The 23,758-nt window shown below is 55.1% G+C and carries 15 protein-coding genes; 9 read left to right on the top strand and 6 right to left on the bottom strand.

What is annotated here, in order from left to right:
• Nucleotides 1–372: 372 nt before the first annotated feature.
• Nucleotides 373–1,092 (top strand): 3-keto-disaccharide hydrolase, encoded by a 720-nt coding sequence (locus tag Pla52o_RS25340; protein ID WP_146597438.1) that lies wholly within the window; start codon nt 373–375, stop codon nt 1,090–1,092.
• A 134-nt stretch (nt 1,093–1,226) separates the two neighbouring features.
• The gene (locus Pla52o_RS25345) at nt 1,227–3,092 is read left to right on the top strand and encodes a sodium:solute symporter family protein (protein ID WP_146597439.1); all 1,866 of its coding nucleotides are present in this window, start codon (nt 1,227–1,229) and stop codon (nt 3,090–3,092) included.
• 169 nt (nt 3,093–3,261) lie between these two features.
• Here Pla52o_RS25345 and Pla52o_RS27585 read toward each other — a convergent pair whose 3' ends face one another.
• A complete protein-coding gene (locus Pla52o_RS27585; RefSeq protein WP_231612652.1) occupies nt 3,262–5,214 on the bottom strand; it encodes a BPSS1187 family protein in 1,953 nt (650 codons plus the stop codon).
• Nucleotides 5,215–5,976: 762 nt separating this feature from the next.
• On the opposite strand from Pla52o_RS27585, the gene Pla52o_RS25360 reads away from it, so the two are divergent.
• The 3 genes from Pla52o_RS25360 (at nt 5,977) to Pla52o_RS25370 (ending at nt 9,384) form a co-directional block, all read left to right on the top strand.
• Nucleotides 5,977–6,810 carry a hypothetical protein gene (locus Pla52o_RS25360; RefSeq protein ID WP_231612653.1) on the top strand — a complete coding sequence of 278 codons (834 nt, stop codon included), beginning with the start codon at nt 5,977–5,979 and terminating at the stop codon, nt 6,808–6,810.
• A 476-nt stretch (nt 6,811–7,286) separates the two neighbouring features.
• The gene (locus Pla52o_RS25365) at nt 7,287–8,294 is read left to right on the top strand and encodes a nucleoside hydrolase (protein ID WP_197169521.1); all 1,008 of its coding nucleotides are present in this window, start codon (nt 7,287–7,289) and stop codon (nt 8,292–8,294) included.
• 487 nt (nt 8,295–8,781) lie between these two features.
• Nucleotides 8,782–9,384: a DUF2585 family protein gene (locus Pla52o_RS25370; RefSeq protein WP_231612654.1), complete on the top strand. Its 603-nt coding sequence runs from the start codon at nt 8,782–8,784 to the stop codon at nt 9,382–9,384.
• 195 nt (nt 9,385–9,579) lie between these two features.
• Here the strand turns inward: Pla52o_RS25370 and Pla52o_RS25375 are convergent, their stop codons facing one another.
• Nucleotides 9,580–10,362: a rhamnogalacturonan acetylesterase gene (locus tag Pla52o_RS25375; protein ID WP_231612655.1), complete on the bottom strand. Its 783-nt coding sequence runs from the start codon at nt 10,360–10,362 to the stop codon at nt 9,580–9,582.
• Nucleotides 10,363–12,081: 1,719 nt separating this feature from the next.
• Here Pla52o_RS25375 and Pla52o_RS25380 point away from each other — a divergent pair.
• From Pla52o_RS25380 to Pla52o_RS25390, 3 genes are all read left to right on the top strand, one after another.
• On the top strand, nt 12,082–13,986 hold the full coding sequence (locus tag Pla52o_RS25380; protein ID WP_197169522.1) for a DUF4838 domain-containing protein: 1,905 nt from the start codon (nt 12,082–12,084) through the stop codon (nt 13,984–13,986).
• Nucleotides 13,987–14,523: 537 nt separating this feature from the next.
• Nucleotides 14,524–15,543 (top strand): DUF1559 domain-containing protein, encoded by a 1,020-nt coding sequence (locus Pla52o_RS25385; RefSeq protein WP_146597443.1) that lies wholly within the window; start codon nt 14,524–14,526, stop codon nt 15,541–15,543.
• A 272-nt stretch (nt 15,544–15,815) separates the two neighbouring features.
• Nucleotides 15,816–16,328 carry a hypothetical protein gene (locus Pla52o_RS25390; RefSeq protein ID WP_146597444.1) on the top strand — a complete coding sequence of 171 codons (513 nt, stop codon included), beginning with the start codon at nt 15,816–15,818 and terminating at the stop codon, nt 16,326–16,328.
• A gap of 99 nt (nt 16,329–16,427) precedes the next feature.
• On the opposite strand, the gene Pla52o_RS25395 is transcribed toward Pla52o_RS25390, so the two are convergent.
• Nucleotides 16,428–19,808, bottom strand: coding sequence for a hypothetical protein (locus Pla52o_RS25395; RefSeq protein ID WP_146597445.1), 3,381 nt, complete (start codon nt 19,806–19,808; stop codon nt 16,428–16,430).
• Nucleotides 19,809–20,590: 782 nt separating this feature from the next.
• On the opposite strand from Pla52o_RS25395, the gene Pla52o_RS25400 reads away from it, so the two are divergent.
• Nucleotides 20,591–20,998 carry an acyl-CoA thioesterase gene (locus Pla52o_RS25400; protein WP_197169523.1) on the top strand — a complete coding sequence of 136 codons (408 nt, stop codon included), beginning with the start codon at nt 20,591–20,593 and terminating at the stop codon, nt 20,996–20,998.
• A gap of 1,338 nt (nt 20,999–22,336) precedes the next feature.
• On the opposite strand, the gene Pla52o_RS25405 is transcribed toward Pla52o_RS25400, so the two are convergent.
• The 3 genes from Pla52o_RS25405 to Pla52o_RS27755 all read right to left on the bottom strand — a co-directional run bounded on the left by Pla52o_RS25405 (nt 22,337) and on the right by Pla52o_RS27755 (nt 23,744).
• Nucleotides 22,337–23,128 carry a DJ-1/PfpI family protein gene (locus Pla52o_RS25405; protein WP_146597446.1) on the bottom strand — a complete coding sequence of 264 codons (792 nt, stop codon included), beginning with the start codon at nt 23,126–23,128 and terminating at the stop codon, nt 22,337–22,339.
• Between the two features lie 165 nt (nt 23,129–23,293).
• Entirely contained in the window at nt 23,294–23,617 is a 324-nt protein-coding gene (locus Pla52o_RS25410) for a hypothetical protein (protein ID WP_146597447.1), read from the bottom strand.
• Between the two features lie 4 nt (nt 23,618–23,621).
• Nucleotides 23,622–23,744: a hypothetical protein gene (locus Pla52o_RS27755; protein ID WP_261343366.1), complete on the bottom strand. Its 123-nt coding sequence runs from the start codon at nt 23,742–23,744 to the stop codon at nt 23,622–23,624.
• Nucleotides 23,745–23,758 lie beyond the last annotated feature (14 nt).

Consider the following 23,758-nt stretch of genomic DNA (forward strand, 5'->3'; position numbering starts at 1 on the left):
GAACCGGATCCAAACACGATTGTAGGTGGGATCCCTAATTCCTCCAACCGATTTCGCGAGCAAGCGTCCAACGCGGGTGGGTGTCATCTTGGGCTCGTCCCCATCAAGCAGTCGAGTTCGAGGGTAGGATTTGCGTTTGCATCGAATGGCTTGTCCAACCTGCCGCCTGCCTTGGCCATTGAGCTCAAACCCGAGCCACCCCCATGGCGACCACACCGAAAATTTCCACGCGTCTCGCTACGCCCGCTACCCCGCTTCACCCCGTATAATGGTCCGCTCACCTTCCACCCATCTCTGGATGCCCGGCCCTCAACAGGCACGGATTATCAGCGTTGGATTTGCGGTTCCCATTGCCATTGACTGGATATCACGATGCATCGTTGCTCTCGAGCGTTTTTCATTCTCTTTGCGTTGCTTTGCAGTTTCGGCCTGGGAACATCGAAACAAGCGGCGAGAGCGGAAACGCTGTTCAACGGAACCGACTTGTCGGGATGGCATGTCGACGTTCCAGAGCAAGACAATGCACCCGACGTCCCCCCTTCGTTTATCGTTCGCAACGAGATGCTGGTCAGTTTGGGGACGCCGCGAGGTCATCTGATCACCGACGCATCCCACCAGAACTATCGCTTGGTCGTTCAATATCGCTTTGCGGGCAAACCGGGTAATTGCGGCGTGTTGGTCCACGCATCCACGCCACGATCGCTCTACAAGATGTTCCCGAAGTCGATCGAAGTACAAATGAACCACGAACATGCAGGTGATTTTTGGTGCATCGTCCAAGACATCACCGTTCCCGACATGGTCAAACGGCGTGGCCCCAAAGAGAACTGGGGCATCACCGAAGGCAAAGGCCGCCGGATTCTCAATCTGACGGACGGCAGCGAAAAACCACTCGGCCAATGGAATGAAATGGTCATCGAGTGCCTAGGCGACGAGGTTAAAGTCTGGGTCAATGGCGACTTCGTCAATCACGGTACTCATTGCACGGCTTCGAAAGGCCAGATCGCGATCCAAGCCGAAGGCGCTGAAGTTGAATTCCGTAAACTCGAGATCGAGTCGATCGAAAAACTGTCCGACGACGACGCGTTCTGATCTCCCGCAGTGGAACATGGCAAGACATTCGAGCTAGTAGACTGGCCGAATCACGTTGACGCGTTCCGCTACAGCCCAATCCCTTCATGCCTCGTTCGTCGCTTCGATTGCCCCCCCTCAGATAAGTACTCCGTATGATCCTCACCGCCATCGACTACGTGATTATCGGGATCTACTTCGCCACCACGATTGGGATTGGCTTTTGGTTCCGCAATCGAGCCAGCAAGGACATTGCGGAGTATTTTGTCTCGGGACGGTCGTTACCATGGTGGATTGCCGGCACATCGATGGTGGCCACGACCTTTGCTGCCGACACGCCGCTGGCTGTTACCGGACTAACCATTCAACATGGCTTGGCGGGCAATTGGGTTTGGTGGTCGTTCGCGCTCGGTGGCATGATTACCGTGTTCGTCTATGCCAAACTGTGGCGACGATCCGGCGTGATGACCGATGTCGAGTTAGTGGAATTACGCTATTCGGGCAAACCCGCGGCACTGCTGCGTGGTTCGCGCGCGATCTACGTTGCACTGATCGTCAATCCGATCATCATCGGTTGGGTGACCTCGGCGATGTTCATGGTGCTCGACGAGACGATCTTGTTCGAATTACCCGCATCGACGTTTGAACAAACGATATTCGGCGAAGGCGCGTTGTCGGTTCGGCCTTGGTTGATCATTTTTGGCACGCTGGCAATGGTCGGTGTCTATGGGACGCTCTCGGGCATGTGGGGCGTCGCGGTCGCCGATGCATTGCAATTCTGCCTGGCGATGTTCGGCTGCATTGCCTTGGCGTGGCTTGCGATCGCGCACTTCGGCGGCCCTTCGCAATTGGAAGCCAAGGTGATCGAAAACTTTGGCGAAGGGGGAACCGCCGCCTTCGACTTGATTCCCGATTTCTCGGGCGACAACGCTTGGTTGCCGCTGCATGTGTTTTTACTGTTGTTATTGGTGCAGTGGTGGGCAACGTGGTATCCCGGCGCCGAACCCGGTGGCGGCGGCTTTATCGTCCAACGGATGGCGGCGTGTAAGGACGAACGCCATTCGCTACTGGCAACGCTATGGTTTCAGATCGCTCACTATTGCGTACGCCCCTGGCCTTGGTTGATCGTGGCATTAGCGGCACTGGCGATGTACCCCGAACTGCGCCAAAGCGAGCTTGCCGACCCGGCGTTCAACTCCGGCGTTGGGTTCCCCCGAGTGATGCGCGACCTCAGCCCACCGGGACTCCGCGGTCTGTTAACCGTCACCTTCTTTGCCGCGTTCATGTCAACCCTCAGCACGCAAATGAACTGGGGTGCATCCTACTTGGTGCGCGATGTCTACCAGCGATTCCTGCGGCCCGATGCCACCGAAAAGCAATTGAACCGGGCCTCTCGCTATGCGTCGCTGATCGTATTGTTGGCCGGGGGTGTGGCATCGGTGCTGATGTTTGGCCAATCGGTCGACGCCGCTTGGCGATTGTTATTGGCCCTCGGCGCAGGCACCGGCGCGGTGTTCATGTTGCGCTGGTTTTGGTGGCGCATCAACGCTTGGAGCGAAATCGTTTCGATGTTTGGATCGCTCGTGTTTTTCTTGACCGTCGAACCGCTTGCCGTCGCCACAGGGCTGGCGAATTCCGATGGCGTCGGTCCGGTCCTAGGCCCGGAGGTCAAAATGTTCGCTGTTGCCATGATGACCATCGTGCTGTGGGTGCTGGTGACTTGGCTCACTCCGCCAGTCGATTCCGACACGCTCGATCGGTTCTATCAAAAGGTCCGACCGGGTGGCCCATTTTGGAAACCCGTCTCCAAACGCAATCCCGAGGTACAGGTTGATACCGACGTCGGACTCTCGATCTTTGCCGCCCTTTGCGCAACCGGAATCGTTTACACGGTGTTACCCGGCATTGGAAACCTGATCTTCGGGCACTACCAATCCGCGTTGCTGTGCGGCGGCATCGCGATTGCATTGACCGTGGTGGTGGCAATCTTGGTCAAGCGATTGACGCAAGTCAGTTCGTAGCCGCGGTCGCGTGGAACTCATTGACCGAATCATCGCCCGCCACCGCGGTGTTGAAATCCTGTAGCGGGACCGGTCATCGATCCCGTTACAAGCATGGCTGAAAATCCCGATTCCCCCCCCGCGTTTCGGAATGGATCCGAAAGCGAAAGAGACTCGGTTACATTGACACTCAGTCGTAGCTAACGTGAATGCGTTGGCAATCGGGATCTTCCTCGCTCGCCTCGCCGACGGCATCAACCGGGTGGTTGTATAAGTAACGCCAAACGGGATCGAACCGCAATTCCCCGTTTGCGTCTTTCGGAGAAGAGCCACCGGGAGTGACCGAGCCATGCGCACGTCGGGCGTCGCCCCCCACATCGGCTGCGGTGATCAAGCGGCGCGAGTTTTCGTACGGCGGCGGTGTCGAGTCGACGTTGACGATCGGGCCAAACGCATGCAATCCCAACATTTCCCATGAACGGCAATAGTGGTCGCCGGTCCAGCCGCCATCGAGCACATGAGTGAATCCAAAAAATCGGTTCGCGGGAGTCGCCGAGGGCAAGCTCTGCCAATCTTGGTCTTGGTCTCTCGGGCCGCACAACATCACGACTCGATCGACGCGTTGGTGTTGGGCGAATCGCGCCGCCGTCGTACTACCGTGCGAAGCCCCCGTCACAATGATCTTGTCCCAACGTAACCGCGATCCATCGTCGGCCAAGAACTGTTCCCAATTGCCTTGCGGATTCTCTTTGGAAAGCCACAGCACCATTTGACGGGCACGCTCGGCAGCTCCGTCCGGGGGCAATAGATCCAATTCATCGCTGAAATCCAAGCCGGTTGCGGCCTCCAACCGAATACGTCCTCGCGCGTACGCGTCGGCGGGCCGCGGCTGAGCCAGTTTGCCGAACCAGCCTCGTGCGTAACTGACCCCGATCGCGTGAATGCCATACTCGTTCAAACGCTCGAACAACCCGCTGTTATGGCCCATCAACCAAATGGCTAACTTTCCCTGCGGCGCCACTCGTGTATCGACCGACGCAAACTCCATATCCGCAGGCTTCTCACGACTTCCCGAGACAAAACCAATCTTGGGGTACTCGCCGGTACGTGAATCGATTTCACTGGCGCGAACACGAAACTGATACCGCTGTGGCGACGGGTCGTCCCACGCGGTCGTTGGTTCGTTGGGAATGCCGCGAACCACATCACCCCCTTGCTGAGCCGCCTGGTGGGCGACCGTTTGCAAAAACGCCGCGTACTTGGGGTCGAGCTTGTCTGGAACAAAGCGATTGCCAACCACACTTTCTGCGAACAAGCCCTCGAACCAGACACACGCTCCCAAATATTCACCGGCCAAGTTCGCATGATGGCCGTCCATCCGCAGTTGTTGCTTGCCATCACGCTTGAGCCAGCGGTATCCGACGTGCAGCGAATGCAGTGATTCGGGACGATCGGGAAATTTAAATTGCGTCGCGTCAAACTCCGCCGGAGCGCGATACCCATAGTTCGGATCGTTGTCCGCAATCCAAAACGCGTCGCCCACCGGAATTCGGCGCGCCGACAACTCCGCCACAATCGTGCGATAAGCCTCACTCAGTCCTTCGTACATCGCCTGTTGCGTCGCGGGTTCGCCTTCGGGAGTGCTCGAGCGATGGAATCGCGGGTCATCGTTGCGATAAGCCCAAGTCTGATGGACCAACAACCTTGCTTGGGGAGCGTAGCGATGGATGATGTCGGCTAACTGCTCCGCATACGGGCGGTACGTCTCGATGTCATGGCTCTTGATGCTGACCTGCTGGATCGTGACGAAGTCCCAAGGCTCGCTCTGCAACGCTTCTTGCAGACTCTCGCCACTCGAGTACTTTGCCGAGCGATCACTACGATCCTGCTCAAAGGCGAGCGCTTTGGCCGCATGCAGTTCGAGCGGCGATCCACCAATCGACAACATTTTGTGAGTCAACTTGTGACCTGCCGCCTCCGTAATCTCGCCCAAATACCGCGTCGCATTTCGAGTAAAACTGTTCCCGATCGTGAGAATGCGAACATGCTTCGGCGAGTCCACCTTGGGATCCGCACCAGACGACTCGCACGCCCCCAGCACGGTGCATGCGAGGAACCAAAGGAATATTCGTGATCGAAACATATTGTCGGCCGTGATAGGAAAAAAGGAGTTCAGCTTGAGAATCAATGTGGCCTACCATGATAACCAAACACGATCCAGATTGGAGATGCCGCGTTTTGAAGAAGCCCAAAGGAATCGTGTCGAATGGATTTCCTGGCGTAGCGACGATGGGACAGCCACGTTTTCTCCGGAAGAGCCGATCAGCAATCGCCTTCGGTCATCGCTTCGCGACTTGGCGTCGCATGCTCAATTCGCCCGCTGACTCGCGTCCGTCGCTCATGCTGGGCTGTAAAAAAGTGGGTTTTGACGCCAGATTCACTTGCACGGCTTTTGTACCTCGGGCTTTCGCACCTCGAGTTCCTTTTCATTGGGCTTGTTTGCATTGGGGTCGCTTCCATTGACGCCAAAGGCGGTCAATACGCCTAACCCTCTGGGTTTGGGGCTTGCCTAAGTAGCGAGTGAGCCGCAACCCTGCGGTGGTGATCGCCTGTGCCGTTGCTGTCGCACCGTCGATTTTGAATCTCCGTCGGTGTCTGCTTAACAGTCGCCAACCACGATTTGAACAATCAATGCATAAGCCGACCGCCTTGGAAGGCCGACGTACATCACCGCTGTGATGGACGGGATCGATTTCATACGGCCAGAATCGACGTAGCCGAAAAGAGGAGCGAGTTTTTTCGGATTCCGATCCCATCGTGACCTATGTTTCAAGAGGAGCCCCCCCGGCGATCCAGCGGTGACCGCTGCGCAATGACGCTTTCAGTACTCAACAAAACACACACCATGAACGACTCCAATTTACAGGCGGCACAGGAAGCATTCGCGGCGGCCCTGATTCCAATCTCGCTGCTGGCGGTGGTTTTGTTTGTGGGCTTCGTGCTGGTGACGGGCTATTCGATGAAGTTTGCCCTCGCCGTCGCTGGAGTGGGAAGATTTGGATTTTGGAAGTCGATCGGAATCGTGATCGCCACCACGTTGTCGAGCACGTTTGTATCGATGTCGATCCTCTTCGCGATGCCGGGCGAGCCCGTCGCTGGTTTGATTGCCTGCGTCGCGTCGCTGGGCACGTACGTGTTGATCATTTCGGCGTTCGGCCGCTGCAGTATCGGCAGCGGTGTCAAAACGTATTTTCTCAATGGAATTTTTAGCTTCCTGGGAACGATTCCGTTGATGGCGATCTTGATTGCGGGCGTGATGATTATCAGTGCGACCTGCAATTTGAACGGGCCCAATTTCGAAAAAGTCAAATCCTATTTAGCGAACTCTCAAGGCTCGGTGGCAGACGGTTCTTTCGACGACGGCCCCAACGATGGCAAATTCGAGAATTTCGCGGACGCTGCCGATGGGTTCGATATCACTTCGGTCAAACACGCTGGTGGAGACTCCGGTGATGCCGATGCCAACACCGCATCGAGTATCCCCAAGCAATTACCGAGCCTGATGTCTGCGGAACCTGGCGGGCTGTTCAACCAGTTTTTCACGGACGAAAAGACGAGTCCCTATCCGACGCCGGTACCAAGGCAATGCCAAAGCGGTTGCCCTCAGAACCGACCTTCGCCGCCGAAAAAGGTCAATCCCATCTCCAGCGGAATCCAAGCCAACCCGTTCGCCAATTAACGGCATCGGTTTTTCGGGTTCGCATCGTCACGAAACTCAGGTTCGATGCGTAGTGAACCTCGCCAAGACTTTCGACAAATCGAGAGCCGTGTGGCTTTCCACGATCCAATCAAGGTTGGTGTATACTTCACCAAAACACTGATGAAGTATGGGTTGAGCTTGGAATTCGCACGACGATCGTGATACAACACGCGTAGACAATACGCTCGTGCGGCCCGAACGGAGATGGGCTCGAATGGAGATGGGCTTAAACGGAGAGGGGCTCATCGAAACCGCCAAGCCATCCATCAGCTTCCCAGTGGTTGTAGCCGTCGAGTGTGTAACAAGGAATCGTAGCGGGGCGCAGTGCTCAAGCGATGGACTCCCGATTCGATAGAGTAACGGGACTCATTCTCGCAATCCTGTCCCGCGGCAAGATGCAATGACGGCCTGCAATGCGCTCTCCTTCGTCTCAAATGTTCGATCTGGATTTCCACATGAAATTAAGCTGCGTTTTTTGTCTTCTGCTGAGCATTCTGATTCCCTCGGTTGCCGAGGCGGCCGATAAACCAACGACGTCGCCGCGACGCGTGATCCTGGACACCGACATGCTCACCGATTGCGACGACGCGGGAGCCATGGCGATGCTTCATGCTTTAGAGGACCGCGGCGAAATCAGTTTGCTGGGGGTCCTACTCAACGGAGTGGACAGCACCGGCAAGCACAGCGCCGTCGTCAGCGCGATCAATACTCATTTCGGCCGCGACGATCTTCCCATCGGAGTCACCCAACGTGCCGCCGATACCAGCCCCAAAAAAAGCAGCTCCTATGCTCCTGCGATCTGGGACGAGTTTCCCCACGATGGCAAAAGGGACGCCGATCGCCCCGCCGCCTTGGAGGTCTATCGAGAGTTGCTCTCTGCCGCTCCCGAACACAGCGTCACGATCATCAGCATTGGCTTCCTGACCAACTTGGACGATCTACTTCGCGACGAACAGGGCATCGCATTGATTCAATCCAAGGTGAAAAGGCTGGTGGTGATGGGCGGTGCTTACCCCTCCGGAAAGGAATACAACTTTCGCTTCGCCAATGCAGCCAACGCGACGGGCTACGTGTTGGAAAACTGGCCTAACGACGTGCCGATCGTGTTCACGGGCTATGAGCTAGGCGAAATTGTCAAGACGGGAAAAGGATACCAAGCTGCGCCGCCAAGCCCGATGAAACGTTGCTACGAACTGGCGTACAATTCGATTAACAAGGGCCGCCCCAGCTGGGACCAAACCGCCGTATTGTTCGCAGCCCGAGGCGTGGGGCATGAAGGCAAAACCTATTTCCGAGAAGTGGCCGGGGGCTACAACGTCCTGCATGCCGACGGCCGAAACGAATGGGTGACGTCCGAAAATTCGAACCATCGACATACTTACCTGCAACTGGCAACCACGGCGGATGCACTCGCAGCGGAGATCGAGGCGTTGATGGTTGCCCCGCCCAAGCACCGCAAATAGGAAAAGGAGTCAGTGCCGCTTGTCGCGGTTGCCGAAAGAGGCGGTCTCAACGAAATGAGAAGTGAAGAATCACGGCGCGGCTCAGCCTGGTAGAACGCTGCCGTTCGGAACACAGGGGACGCAAGCTCAAATCTTGGCGTCCCAACGCATTGAAACCCGGTAGAACACGACGTTTTACGAGGGCCTGTTGTTTCGGGCGAGAACTGGAAACCTTGCCTACCGAATCAGATTCTGACTTGCGTTACACTCGTTTTGTCGGCATCGAGTGTAACCGTCGCGGCAACCATTCACGCCCCGTCGGTCTTGGTGCTCACAATGCTCACCTCCGGCAACCATTCGACCGCGCGCGATGATTCAGGTAGACGTTTAGCACGGAACCTATTTCATGCTCACGCCGCTGGGGCGTATAAATCCGATCCCGGCGAGTAAGACGCGGCCGAGGAACGATTGACTTGCGTTGGCGCTCGGATCCGACGATAACGAGGCAATGCAAACCTCACCAACCACGCCAGCTAAAATCATCCCCGAGCCGATCCCCACTCGCGTCGTGAGCGCCCTGATCGGGATCGCGGTGGTGATGTGCTTGACGCTGTGGCAAATGGGACGGGTGGGGTGGTGCGAGCAAGGGGATTGGCTGCCGTGGTCCTTCGATGTCATGTCGAGTCACAATTCTCAGCACCTGTTCGATCCCTACGCATTGTCGCACTTCGAACATGGTCTCGGTTTGTGGCTCTTGCTGTGCGTTGTGTTTCGCGCGCAGATGTCAGCATCGCTGAAGATTCTCGTGATCGCGGCGATCGAAGCCGGATGGGAGATCCTGGAGAACACGCCAATGGTGATCAATCGCTATCGCGAAGCCACCATTTCGCTGGACTACTTCGGTGACAGCATCGCCAACTCCGCATCCGATTATGTGATGTGCTTGGCCGGCGTGTGGTTGGCGCGGAGGATCAAGTGGCAGGCCGCGGTGGCGATCTTAATCACGTTGGAAGTGATCAGCTTGGTTTGGATTCGCGACAGCCTACTCATTAACATCATCATGCTGACCTTTCCGATCGACGCGATCAAGCATTGGCAGTCCGCGATGTAGACGCCTGGGAAGAGCGGGGCCAAATTCTTTCAAAACTGCATCACTGGAACGTTCGTGAGCTTGTCGATCCGATCGGGAACGGTCCCAATGGGGTTGTCCGGTGGGAAACGCGGCGTCACCACCAGATTCCGCTCCCTCCCCCTCAGCAATAAAATCAGTATCCTGCGGAAAAAATGCGTTAGCAGGGCGATGGAATCAGCGACGGGTCTTCAAATGGACTGCGAGCTCGGGGATCTTCTCTTGGATTTCCGCGACAACGAGGTCACACATTCGGGTCGCTCCGAGTGCATTGAAATGGGTGTTGTCCGAGTTGCCCGTGGGAAAGCGACTGTATTCGCCTGGCACCGTCCAGATGAACAGCTGCTTAGAGCGTTCGGGGCCCAACCGCTCGATCAGTTCCCGTGATCGATGTGTCATTTCTAACAGCGGCACCTCAATCTCGTTGGCGAGCTTGCGAACCGCATCGGGATAATCGCCGTGGGTAGGTTGCAGAACACCTTCGACATCGAAATTTCTTCGGACCACGGGAGTCGCCAGGATGGGAATCGCGCCGAGTTCGCTCGCTTCCTTCGCATAACGCCGCAGATTATCGGTGTAGGTACCAAACGGATCGGTATGGCGGGCCTGGTCGGACTTTTCGTCATTGTGCCCGAACTGAATGATCACAAAGTCGCCAGGACGAATCCGCTGCAGAACCACATCCCACCGTCCTTCGCTGCGAAAATTCTTTGAGCTGCGTCCACCCGCGGCGTGATTATCGACGGTCACGTTTGAATTGAAATAGAGGCTCAGCAATTGGCCCCAGCCTCGCTCAGGATTTTCAGGGATCACCGCTTTGTCGGCCATCGTCGAGTCGCCGATCATAAAAATCGTGATCGCTTCGGCCGCCGTCGCATCCGATGGCAAGTGGGCAACGCCGGTCAGCAAGAAAACCATTGCAATCCAGCGAGGTAGCCTGTTCATGTTTCGGTGTGTCATGGTGTTTCTCTTGTTTCGTTTTATTAAAGTCGACCCGTCGATTGTATCGAATGAATGTCGGCTTCCAATGCATAGCGAAAGTCGCCAACGGGGACAGAGCATCTTGATGCCAATTTGTTTTTGCAGCATCAATGCGGGTCGCCGGACAGGCAGGTTAGAAGATGTCGGGAACGGATGTAGGCCAACAAATAGGCAAGCGTCCCGAAGAACTAGCGGCCTTTTAGGGCAGACAATAAATCAAACAAGACTGACATGAACGGCCCTGTGTCTCCGTGCTCTCTGCGACCTCCTGTTCAATCCGACCGCGCTGATCGCGTTTGGACGACAAAAAGATGCCTGGCAAAAAAATAGACAGCCAACGGGGACCGCCAACGGGAACAGAGCATCTTCATGCCAATTTATTTTTACCGCATCAATGCGGGTCGCCGGACAGACAGGTTAGAAAATAGAAGGTTAGAAGATGTCGGGAACGGATGTCGGCCAACAAATAGGCAAGCGTCCGGAAGAACTAGCGGCCTTTTTGGGCAGACAATAGGGCAAACAAGACAGACGTGAACGGCCCTGTGTCTCCGTGCTCTCTGCGACCTCCTGTTCAATCCGACCGCGCTGATCATCTTGGACGACAAAAAGATGCCTAGTAAAACAAAAGAATAGACCGCCAACGGGGACAGAGCATCTTGGTGCCAATTTGTTTTTGCAGAATCAATGCGGGTCGCTGGACAGGCAGGTTAGAAGATGTCGGGAACGGATGTAGGCCAACAAATAGGCAAGCGTCCCGAAGAACTAGCGGCCTTTTAGGGCAGACAATAGATCAAACAAGACTGACATGAACGGCCCTGTGTCTCCGTGCTCTCTGCGACCTCCTGTTCAATCCGACCGCGATGATCATCTTGGACGACAAAAAGATGCCTGGCAAAAAAATAGACAGCCAACGGGGACAGAGCATCTTGACAGCCAACGGGGACAGAGCATCTTGATGCCAATTTGTTTTTACAGCATCAATGCGGGTCGCCGGACAAGGCAGGTTAGAAAATAGAAGGTTAGAAGATGCCGGGAACGGATGTCAGCCAGAAAATAGGCAAGCGTTCCGAAGAACTAGCGGCCTTTTAGGGCAGACAATAGATCAAACAAGACTGACGTGAACGGCCCTGTATCTCCGTGTTCTCTGCGACCTCCTGTTCAATCCGACCGCGCTGATCGCGTTTGGACGACTAAAAGACGCCTGGCAAAAAAATAGACAGCCAACGGAGACAGAGCATCTTTATGCCCCACATGTTTTTGCCAGTCATGCAGTGGAGAAAGAGTCTCGACAGGATCCCGTCCAATGTCCAATGATTTCGAACGCTGACGGTACCAACGCGAACGATTGGATACATCAAAAGGTAAACGCTGCACCGGGTGCAGGCTAGGTTTTCGGTTTTTGAATCGGGTAAGCTGAGTGCGGTTGGGTTTGCTCTCCGTCGATTCGCGGCCTTTAATGACTTGGCGACTTCCGCGGCCGTGCCCAGGTACGATCTTACCATGTCGTGACTTGTGCAGAGGCGAGACGCTGGCGAACCACTCCACATGATTCGGCCTTACCCACCCTGATAACCCGGCGAAGCCGTTTCCGTGAATCCCTCGTCTGGAGCAGGAAGCATTTCACTTTACAAAACAAGCTATTGTCGAAAGAACTTTATGAGACCGTTAATCGTTTCCATCGCCATAGCGTGTCTGGCTGTGACTACGGCTTGCAGTGATCCGACGCAAGCCGCAACGGCGGGCACGGGCGACTTATTTCTAGTGAAAGATGGCAAGCCGCGGAGCGTGATTGTGGCACCGGCCCAACCCTCACCTCAGATCCAGGACGCCATCGATGAACTACAGTACCATCTCCACCGCGCCAGCGGCGTGACGCTTCCAATCGTCGATCAAACACAATCCCTCGCACCCGCCACCGGCACGCTGCGGATTATTTTCAAAGAAAATAAGAAACTGCCTGCGGAAACGTTTCAAGTCAAAACTCAGGACGACACCCTTATCTTCACCGGTGATGGCCGTGACAATTCCACCCTGCAGTGGGCCGTCGACCATTATCTCGATACGCAACTGGGCGTGCGTTGGCTTTGGCCAGGCGAGGTGGGGACGCATGTCCCCAAGCACGCCACGGTTGCCTTGCCCCAGCTCGACTACACCGGCCGCCCCACTTTAGAGCAGCGTAGCTTACGCACCTCGTTGGCAAAACGCTCCTTCAAAAACAGTCCCATTTTCCTCACTCAATCGGAACACGAGCAGGGAGTGCAGGAGACTCAGGCGTGGTTGCGTCGGTTCCAGGTGGGCAACCGATCGCGTTATCGATTCGGGCACGCTTTCTCGCATTGGTGGGGGAAGTATAGCGAAACGCATCCCGATTACTTTGCGGTGCCGCCCGCCGGCAGTAAATACCAACAACCGTGGCCGCAGCCGGGACGTGTGAAGTTAAGACTTGGCAATGAAGCCATCGATGACGCCATCATCGCCGAATGGAAAACCGCGGGCGCGCCGGACAACTGGAACGTGTGTCCCAATGACGGCAGCGGATTCGACACAAGCGATGTCACCCGTGCATTGGACGATCCCCCCAATCAAGATCCCAATCTTATCTGGCGAACCGCCAAGGCCAAACTGACCACGCGTTACATCAAGTTTTGGAATCGACTGATCGTGAAGATGAAAAAGATCAATCCGAATGTCCAAATCTCCAGTTATGCCTACAGCGCCTATCGCGATCCTCCGATGCACGGATCAGAACTGCTGCCAGGAATTGTATTGGGATTGGTGCCCTCGTATTGGGCACAGGATCACTGGCAAGAATGGCAACGAGCTGGCGCGATGTTATTCCTGCGTCCCAATTGGTGGCACACCGGTGGGGTAGCGCCCGTGCTGCCGTTGCACCAACAAGGCGAGTTCTTCAAATTTGCGCAAAGCCACAATATGGTCGGGTTCGACTCCGACTCGCTGATGGGATATTGGGCGACCCAAGGACCGATGTACTATGTGATCGCACGGCTGATGGTGCGTCCCGAAATGAGCGTGGATGAGATCATTAATGAATACAGTTCCGCTTTTGGAAAAGCGGCGCCGGAAATCAAAAGCTACTTGAGCTACTGGGAAAACTTCACCACCGAGGCGGCTTACCCTGCGCCCGCTGGCGGAGCCGCTGAGCCAGTGCAACCGGGACTTGTGAACCAATTGATCACCCAACACAAGCTGTCCGCCTCTCCCTTGGCGCATGGCTGGCAAGTCATTCCCTACCTCTATACCGATGAAGTCCTGAAGAAAGGGCATGCGATTCTGGATCAAGCAGATACATCCGTGGGAAGTGATGACTCCTTCGTGAAACAGCGCATCCAGTTTTTGCGAGATGGATTAATTCATCTCGAACTGACCCGCGACGTATTGCAATTGGGATACCTCAAGCAGCGTACGCCCGAACAACAAGAGGAATATGAAACGCGCTCAGCGGAGCTACTGCAAATGCGCAAGGTCCTCACGCCGAAGCACGTCATCTGGGGCGAAGCAGAATACGCGGCCGAAGTGCGCCGCCGCGTTCCCACCATCACCGAAACCACGCTGGCTAAACAAGAGGAGCTATCAGGCCTGTGAAAAATGTAATCCGCAGCTAGCACTTCACCGGATGACGCGACTAAACGTGTGGCAAACTCCCACTTCATCGCGTGCAAACGCATGAAGAACGCTTCGCAGGGATGGAGTCGGCACGGCCGAGGCAAGCAACAAGCCAGCACATCCAAAGGATCCGAAACGGCCAATCTCGTGATGGAGTCCCTCTTCGCCTCGACCATCAACCAAGCCCGCTCTTGATCGGCCCGCGACTGAATTGCGACGGCCAAAGATGATAACGCCACGCTCTCGGCTGCAACCACCTGCATAAACCCAGTTCATCTGCCGGACACCTCCGCTTCAACGCCACGTTCACTCCCTAACGAACACGATTGCCGCGTCGCCTTTTCCTTCTCTCCGGCGACGAAACATCCCAATGCACCCGCATCTCAGGTGCAATCTTGCAATTTTCTTGACACGGTGCTGGCAACAGATACAATCCGGAGCTAGTCCGTCACACCTCCGCAGAACGCCGAGGCTGGCGACTCACCGTCAAAACCAGCCATGAACAGGGGGATTGCGATGTTTGAGTGCAGGAAAGTTCGCCGAGGTTTCACTTTGGTGGAACTGCTCGTTGTGATCGCGATTATTGGTGTTCTTGTTGGTCTGCTGCTTCCGGCAGTCCAGTCCGCCCGCGAAGCGGCCCGCCGGATGCAGTGCAGCAATAACTTGAAACAGATCGGGTTAGCGCTGCACAACTATGCTGACGCCCATAAGAAATTCCCTGCTTCGACTCGGGGCTACGGTGGCTGTGTTGGTAATGCCGTCAACGGCGAAATCAAGAACATGAACGGGTTGGTTGCACTGCTTCCGTTCATTGAACAGCAGAGCGTGTATGAGCAGTTCAACCTTGACGAAGCGTTCTCGGTTAACCCGGGAGCTTATCAGCGTGCCACCGGCACGCTCGTGGGTAACCCAGTGACGAACGGCAATGCAGCCCTAGCCAGCCTGATAATGCAAGCGTTCAATTGCCCCTCCGACAATAATCCCGCGATTGGTCGTCTCAGTGGCGGAGCCTATGGACCTGGAACTGGATTTGTCGGGGCCGCAACGAATTACGATTTCATCGCCGGCGTGGGAAGTGAATTCAGCACCTGCAACAGTTACGCTTCGACCTCTTCGACAACCAAGCGAATGTTTGGTGGCGATGTCAATACGCGAATGGCGGAAGTCCTCGATGGCCTTTCCAATACCTTTATGATTGGCGAAACCACGAAGTCTTGGGTCAACGGCGCAGCCTCCGCATGGTCGTATCGAGGTTGGGTGATGAACGGCATCGATCCTTATTACTCGGCAGCTAACGGAGGGATCAATGTTTGGCATCAGCCTTGGATTCACCCGGACTGGCAGAGCCCTCCTTACGTGCCTGTCCGAGGACGCCCGCGTAGTTGGTGGTGTGCCGCGGCGAGTCTACACCCGGGCGGATGTCACTTCACCATGGGGGATGGGTCCGTCCAGTTTATCAGTGAATCGATCGACACACCGACGTTGATGCGACTCACCATGATGGCCGACGGACAAGTCGTGTCGTTTCCGAATTAGCATCGCTGCGAAGCCCAATCGCGGGTAAACGTTGGCAATGTCAATCTTCGCGAACCCCGCATGCCCACCGAGACCGCGACACAGGTCGATGGCTCGGGTCGGCGCCTACACAATCCACAATCCATTCCCTCCGGGTGCTCAGCCAGGAGGGAATGGAAACATTGCGATTGTATCGAGCGAAGCGTGACAGTTTGAATGACACGTTTCATGAATCAAGGATCAACTTTGAAGTCCTTTGGCTGTTTAAACATGAAACTAGGCAGGTATGCGTGATGATCAAACTTTGCAAGTCGTGCATCTTTTTGATGCTAGCGGTCGTCGTCGGCTGTGGTGACTCCGGCCCGCAACTAGTTCCGGTGACGGGAACCTTATCCTTGGATGGCCAGCCGCTCGGTTTCAAGAGTTTAACGCTTTTCCCGATCGAAGGAACTTCAGGGCATGGCGCCGCGGGATTTACGGACGGTGCAGGCAGTATCAAGCTGCTTGCGGTGGTCCCTGGTGCCGTTCGTGATTTCGAGGGCTGTCCACCGGGACGTTATCGAGTGGTGATAACGGAGCCGCTGATACCAATCACGGACCAGGATTCCCAAGGCGCCGCAGGAGGCGTGGTCGCTGACGAAAACGAACCGGCGGCCGCGATCTTCATTCCAGACTCTCGGCCCAAGAAGAACAAAAAAGGAGGCATTCCATCGATTTACACGTCGACCACCTCGTCGCCATTAGTGATTGATGTGGCTGAAGGCAATGAAGTCATCAGTCTAGAACTCGATTCGAAGGCAACCTGACTTCATCGTGCATCGCCAGCCTGCGGCTCTCGATATCAACTCCGCACGTCGTACATTGCGGTTAATGCAGCGGCAAAAGCTTGAAACGTCGGTAAATTTTCATTCGTAAGCTCCAATATTTTGGAAACGTAGCACCGGCACCACGTCACGCATCTCAACCGGATCAAGTGCTTGACGGTGCATCGTGACGTAGAGCGCAGTCACGCGCAACGGATATTTTGGTTGGGTGCCGTGCCCGCTGGACTTCCACTGGCGCCCCGGCGAACTGTACATCGCCGAGCGATCCTCGTCGATAAAGAATTGCAGGAAACGCCATCCATCGAAGTTAACGGCTAGATCAGCAGGCCAGTCATTGTAACCGCCATCGCAGTGCCATCGTTGATCGTCCGCATCCGAAACCTCGAAGAAGACCTTGCCCCAGTTGGAGTTGCCCTTCACCCAAACACCGATGGAATGCGGCTCGCCGATCAGAGGCGCGGGCTCGCGGAGACGCATGACGGTGTACTCGGACACGAGCGGGGATAACGAAGTGTTTGGCTTCAGCTCCAGCTCAATACAAGGTCCACGCTCCGAATCATTGACTCCGCGCATTTCAAAGTTGCCGGGTTTACGGAAGTTGTTGACCAAGCGATCGTCGGAGATCAGTTCCCACGCGTTGACGTCAGCCATCGTCTCGGCTGGCTTGAAGGTAGCAGGAGGATCCTCGGCACTGAAATCACGCGAGGCAATGGAGATTGACTGTACCGGTTTTCCGACAATGACGTAGGTGGCGGCGGGGCCTGTCTCGATCGTGAGCGTGTGGTCGGCTCCCGTGGCGACGCGGCGTGAACGTCCGTACAAATCGACGACCTCGGCCTCGGTGGCTTCGTCAAAGGCAAACTCGAGCCCGGCACTGCCGCGGGGTGCCCAGGTGCCATAGACCAGATCGGGTTGCTGCCGATCACGCTTAAACTCAACGGCGTAAACGCTCAGCGATCCGGTCGGGATGATCCGCGTGCGGGTGGCCTTGTCCAAAACACGTGTGGCGGTGGCAATGGCCACGTAGGAGGGTTTGGGATAGAGCAACGGTGCTCGGCGGACGATACCGGCGCCTCCCCAGAGGCTGTTGTAGTAGCTGCCGCCTGCATCCTCCAACGTTCCCGGTCCAATATGTTTGAAGCCATAGGCGTGCGAGATCAGGATGTCGCGGACATAATGTTCGGCTTGCCGCCGGGCACCAATCAGCCGGTCGGCTCGATACGTAAACTCAGGGCAACCCGTGATTGGAATTTCTTGCCCCCGCTGGCGAACAACTTCCCGCGCCAGCCAAGCGGATTGCAAGTTGTGTTCCGATATCGCCTCCGGCATAAACGACTGTCCGGGGCTCTCGATACCGACGAAATCCGCATATTGAGGATCGAAACCAAAGCGGAGAAGGTCGGCCATCAGCTTAGCGCTGCCACCCGAGTTGCCCACAACGAGCTTCACGTCCGGGAATTGCTCTCGATAAAAAGCGCCCACCCTATTGGCGAGCTTCACTTTTCTCTCAGCGTCCTCACGCTGCTCCGTCGTGAAGTTCGGCTCATTGCCGATAAGTTCCTCGGGAAGGATATTGGCATGGCTCTCATGAAAGATCAGGGCATTATTACATGAGGGATAACGAGCAAGCAGATCGGTGGTCTGCGTGTAAACACGCTTCGTTGCGGCCTCGAAGTCATCAAGATCAGCGGTGCGGAACGCCCACCCCAACGACGTGACGGTCATCTTGTAGGCAGCCATCTCGGCCTCCGAATAGTTGCGAGACACCGTTCGCCGGAGCCCCGCCTTCAGATGGAGCGGGCCCGCTTGAGCAATGTCACGGGTCGTCAAATGAGAACCACCAAACCACCAGACGCTATAGGGTGAGTCGAGACCGGCCTCACGCGTGTCATGAGGAAGCAACGCAAAGGCTGCTGCGTGCGAGAAAAAGGGGTGCTGCTGCTCATCCTTTAACGTCATCTCGATGTCGTAATGCCCAACCTCGTTCTGCTGCAGAGAAATAGTATGCTTCGCCGTCTCTCCCGCTTTCAGGCTAAACGGATAGTCACCTCGCTGCACCTGCGTGCCATCGATATCGGTCACCGTCCACTGCAACTGATACGTACCTGTTCGATATGCCATGACGGAAACATCCATTTCAGGAGTTTCATCATTGTGAAAAATGTTACCAACCTCACGCGGGGTTAGCCGCAGTTCGGCAGGCGCCTTTTCGAGAGTCACCCCAAAAATGTTCGCAGCACTAGGAGCGCCGGTCGGCTTGTGTTGCTCATCCCACTGAGGGCCGACCGCACCGCAACGTCCAAGTATTTCGAAGTCGAGATAGGGCCCAATTTTCAATTCCGTCGCCGAATCCTGTCCCTCTTGTGAGAGCAGGTCAAGAATCTCGCCTAAAGGGATGTCCACGGCGGCCAAGTACAATGGCACCTCAGGGGATCCATCCTTCTCGTTCAACATCACCGTCCCCACCTGCCGGATACCGTCGTCAGGCCGCTGCCCGTTGCGGGGCAAATTCAGATCCATATCCGCAATCGCCTCTCCGCGTCCCACGCGACTTTTTCCCGCAAAACGAGTCAGACGCACCGTCAGCATGGGATCTTTCTTAGGATCAGGATCAACGGCAAACAACACCCACGCACGGTGATAGAACCGTTGGGGAACACTCACGATCTGCGATTCAGGCATCCCGTCAAAACTCGTGCGAGAATAGTAATCATCGCACTCAAGCGCCCAGCTTCCACGCATTTGTTTGGCTTCCGCGATGTCGCCACTGTGGGCACCATCGGAGACGATCATCGGGATGCCGGCAACGAGTTGCCCGCCAGGCCGTAACGAGCCCGTCGCATTTTGCATGGCATCGGAGTTCGCGACACGTCCATACTCTAACGGTAAAAAACGATCGTTCTCCAGCGTGGAAAAGAACTCCCGGTCTTTCACGAGGGCGTCATCGCCACCGGCGAAGCTCACCCGTTTGAGCCCGCCAGAACATGCGATGCTGCCCGCGTATTTTCCATCCAACCAGACCGCAAGACCATCACTTACAGGCCGGATTTCGATGTGTACCTCACGCTCGGATGCAACCGCCACTTTCTCCCAAGCCTTGAGCCGACTAGCGATCTGCTCGTCGGTGTAGCGAATGATCCGCGGATGGACGTGATACAGCAAGTTGACCGCGCCCCGAAACCTCAAGACGCTGTTCTCAATGCTGTACTCGCTTCCATATTCTTTATTGGGATTGGAGCCTCGCTGACTGACCGTCTCGATCTGGATCGTATGGCTTGATTCATCTCCAGCCAGTATCGTAATCGCCAGCGGCGTCTTCGCCCCGACCTGGAATGTGGCACCATAGGACAACGGCACATCGCGTTTGCGGTTGACGGGAAAATCATCCTGAACCGCCAACGAGGCCGCGGAAACGCCGCCCCCCAGAGCCCCAATCAACACCAAGGCAATCATCAGTCGCATCTTATTTCCTGATTCTATATCGCGAGCATCTATCCAATTTCATCCGCCCATCCAAACACGTTGAAACGGATATCATGTCTCCCAGAATACCAATGGACAGATTGTATTGGTAACCGTTCACCGATTCTTGTGCTAGAAATGACACAAACCACCGCTGCATAAGCTTTTTGCCAAAATGATCGTTGCGCAGGCGTCCCGCTCGTAGATGAATCAAAGCGTCAGGAGCCGTAAAGGCAGATTAGGCAGTTAGTCAGGACTTGGACAAAACAAAGGTGCACAGACAATCGAGCGAACCGATCACGAAGACGAAGAACGGGCGCATTTTTTCAAGACCGCTTCCATGCGACTCGGATTGTCGACGAGGCGTCGACGGATACGAGCAAACGACCATGCCGTTGGCCCTACAATTCATGGGGGTAAGCAGGGAGGCAGGCATGATTGGGTGAAATCCCCTTAGCCGCTTGGGCGTTACCCCCGGTTCGGTTGAATTGCTTGAACCGTGGCTAACGCCAAAACGGCTAATCTACTGAAAGACTCCTGCCTACCTGCTTAGCTTGGCCCCAGACCTTTGGGCTGGGGACTACGCTTAAGGTTCCTGGAACCTTTGTTTCGTCGGCAAACAAACCGCAGTGCTGGCCGACGACGCCAATGCAAACGTTGTACGTTTCGCCATTGTCGCTGAGTCCAGCCTTACCGAACACGCTACTCCGCTACCAGCGCCCGTTTAGATCATCAATTCCGAAGCGACACTTCCACATCTCAACAACGACCGAGGCAAACCCGTGACCGATGAACCAACAAACGAACCGCACATGGCGATTAAGGTCGTGATGATGCCGAGAGACACCAACCCACACGGAACGATTTTCGGTGGCGTGATTCTCAGCTACATCGATCAAGCCGGAGCTGTGGGTGCGTACTACGAAATCAGAAAGGCTGGTTACGAAAGAAAGCCTATTGTCACGGTAGGCATGAAAAGTGTCGAGTTTCACCGACCTGTTTTTGTCGGCGACGTGCTGAGCTTTTGGACTACGGTGGTTCACGTGGGAAAAACATCAATCACGATGCACGTTGACGTTGAATCGGAGCGAAATGGGCAAGTTGAGAAACTCACCGAAGCGGAGGTCACTTACGTTGCGATTGAATCAACGGGCGAGGAACGCCGCCCCGTGCAAATCAAGGACAATTAGCATACTTCCAATCAAGCACAAGCTCATGCACGGCGAGGTGGAACTTTCCTTTACTTGCGGTCGATGATGGCTCTTGGACTCTGGAACCTTTGTTATGTCCGTCTGAACATGCGCTGTTCGCCGCAAGCAGAAATGAACGAACAGGAGGGAACGGAGAGAACAGAGAAAAGACTGACCAGCGTCTCCGTTTACTCTGAGACCTCCTGTTCAATCCGAACGCGTTGATCGTCTTGGACGACAAAAAGATGTCAACGGGGACAGAGTATCTTGATGCCAATCTGTTTTTACCGCATCAATGCGGGTCGCCGGACAGGCAGGTTAGAAAATAGAAGGTTAGAAGATGTCGGGAACGGATATCGGCCAACAAATAGGCGAGCGTTCGGAAGAACTAGCGGCGTTTTGATCAAACAGGACAGACGAGAACGGCCCTGTGTCTCTGTTTACTCTGCGACCTCCTGTTCAATCCGACCGCGCCGATCGTCTTGGTCGACAAAAAGATGTCTGGCAAAAAAATGAAGATTAGATCTGGGGAAATCACGACGCCGAACTCTTTCCCCACGTCACGCATCTTTTTGCCCCAAATGTTTTTGTCGGCAATGTAGTGGAGTAAAAGTCTCAACGGCGCAAGATTTGTCCGCGCACGTTCAAGCATGCGATGTTCGCCGCAAGCAGAAATGAACGAACAGGAGGGAACGGAGAGAACAGAGAAAAGACTGACCAGCGTCTCCGTTTACTCTGCGACCTCCTGTTTAATCCGACCGCGCCGATCGACTTGGTCGACAAAAAGATCTCTGGCAAAAAAATGAAGATTAGATCCGGGGAAATCACGACGCCGAACTCTTTCCCCACGTTACACGTCTTTTTGCCCCACATGTTTTTGCCGGCAATGTAGTGGAGAAAAAGTCTCAACGGCGCAAGTTTTGTCCGCGCACGCTCCAGCATGGACTGCTCGCCGCAAGAAGAAATAATCCGACAGGAGGGAACGGAGAGAACAGAGCAGAACTGACCATTGCCTCCGTGTCCTCTGTGCCCTCCTGTTTAATCCGACCGCGCCGATCGACTTGGTCGACAAAAAGATCTCTGGCAAAAAAATGAAGAATAGCTCCAGGCAATCACGACGCCGAGCTTTTCCCCACGTCACGCATTTTTTTGCCGGCAATCTAGTTGAGAAAAAGTCTCGACAGCGCGTCGCCCGATTCACAACGACCGCGCAGATTAGTCGCCGTGATTCGACCGCGTAATTTCTTCCATACCAGAACGGTTATGTTTACCGGGTCGCGGCAATCAGAATTGATTTCAAAAGCCCCGCGACTCCCCGTGCAACATTCTGTTGTGCGGCTATTTGGGGCGAGTTTGTGATTTTCCCCAGTCCGTCAACCGTTCAAGATATAGATACGATTCAACGAATTCACGATGTTCTTTATCGCTCATTTTTTCAAGCAGCTCAAGCGCGGAGATGTAGCTGGCAAGGTTGCCATTAGATGAAAGAAATTTCCCATCCTCCACGAAACTGATTGTCTGGTCATCTTGAACCTCTAACGCGGGGTACTTCTCTTTGAGTTCCTTGCCGCCACCGATATACGTCACAATCTTGTGACCGTCTGCAATTCCTGATTCGCCAATCAATTGAGAACCCGCACAATTGCTCATCGTGAATTCAGAATTGACGTTTTGTTTTTTGATAAAACGGACGATCTCGCCATTGCGGACAGTTTCAGTCATGTCATAGGCGCTCGGCACAACCAATACCGTAAGTTTTGGGCAATCAGCAAACGTGAAGTCGGGAAGCACCCGTAAACCGCTTTCGGTAGCAACCGGCTGCAATGTCTCCGCAACGGTAACGACATTGAACAATCTGGTACCGTTTTCCCGCGGCTTAGAAAAGACATCGATTGGTGCGGTGACCTCAGTCATTAAGACGTCATCAAACAGAATGACTCCAATTGTCGGTAGATTTTCATCAAACGTCTTTCGGCGCGTATCCAAGTTAATTACGCAAGTTTCGCCTGGCACGGATGTGGACGCGTCTTGTGCCGGTGGAGCTGCGTTTGCGGCCGGTTGCACCTCGTGCGATTCGCAGCCCGAAGCGACAATGATTAGCGGAATCAAAAGGATGGCGATTGTTTTCATGGTTGATCCAGTATGCGTTTCTTTGCCGCAGAACGTTTGCTGGTCACCGAGTCGGAACGGTGGACGTCGTGAAGGACGCGCAAAGTCGCAGATCGTGCTCCGTTGCACGACATGGAGATCCGTCATCGGGTAAGAGCGTTTGCGAACAGGCGACCCAACGGTCGGTTAACCATTGGAATCAGGGTTCGTCGAGGCGTGGCGGCGTGACAGAATATAAACGATCAAACCGAAAACAGCGAGTACGACAATCACGCCGAGATCAGGCGGAACGCCAAGGAAACGAAACATTGTGTATGGAATCAGAAGTTCGGCGACAATCAGGAATGTGATGTACGCAACACCGTCAATGACAATGCGGATTGGATTGTCGGCGCCCAGCTCGAAGTCGCCTGGGCCGGTCTCTGAACCAGGCCGAGGTGTATGGCAATTAGTACAGACGTTGTAACCGAGTTCGGTTTCGGCGCTACAAGACGGACAAACCCATGGCATCGTGTTAGCCGTCAAGTTGGAGGTAGTTCAGTCGGATCAAGAATCCATCAAGTCCGTGGCTTGAGGCGAGTCGGCTGGATTGCCCTGCTGACCAGACCGTGATCGTGTTCTTGCGAACCGTCACCATTCAGTTTGTTCTTC

Origin of the sequence: Novipirellula galeiformis (genome assembly GCF_007860095.1) — a bacterium.
In the GTDB taxonomy this organism is placed as follows: domain Bacteria; phylum Planctomycetota; class Planctomycetia; order Pirellulales; family Pirellulaceae; genus Novipirellula; species Novipirellula galeiformis.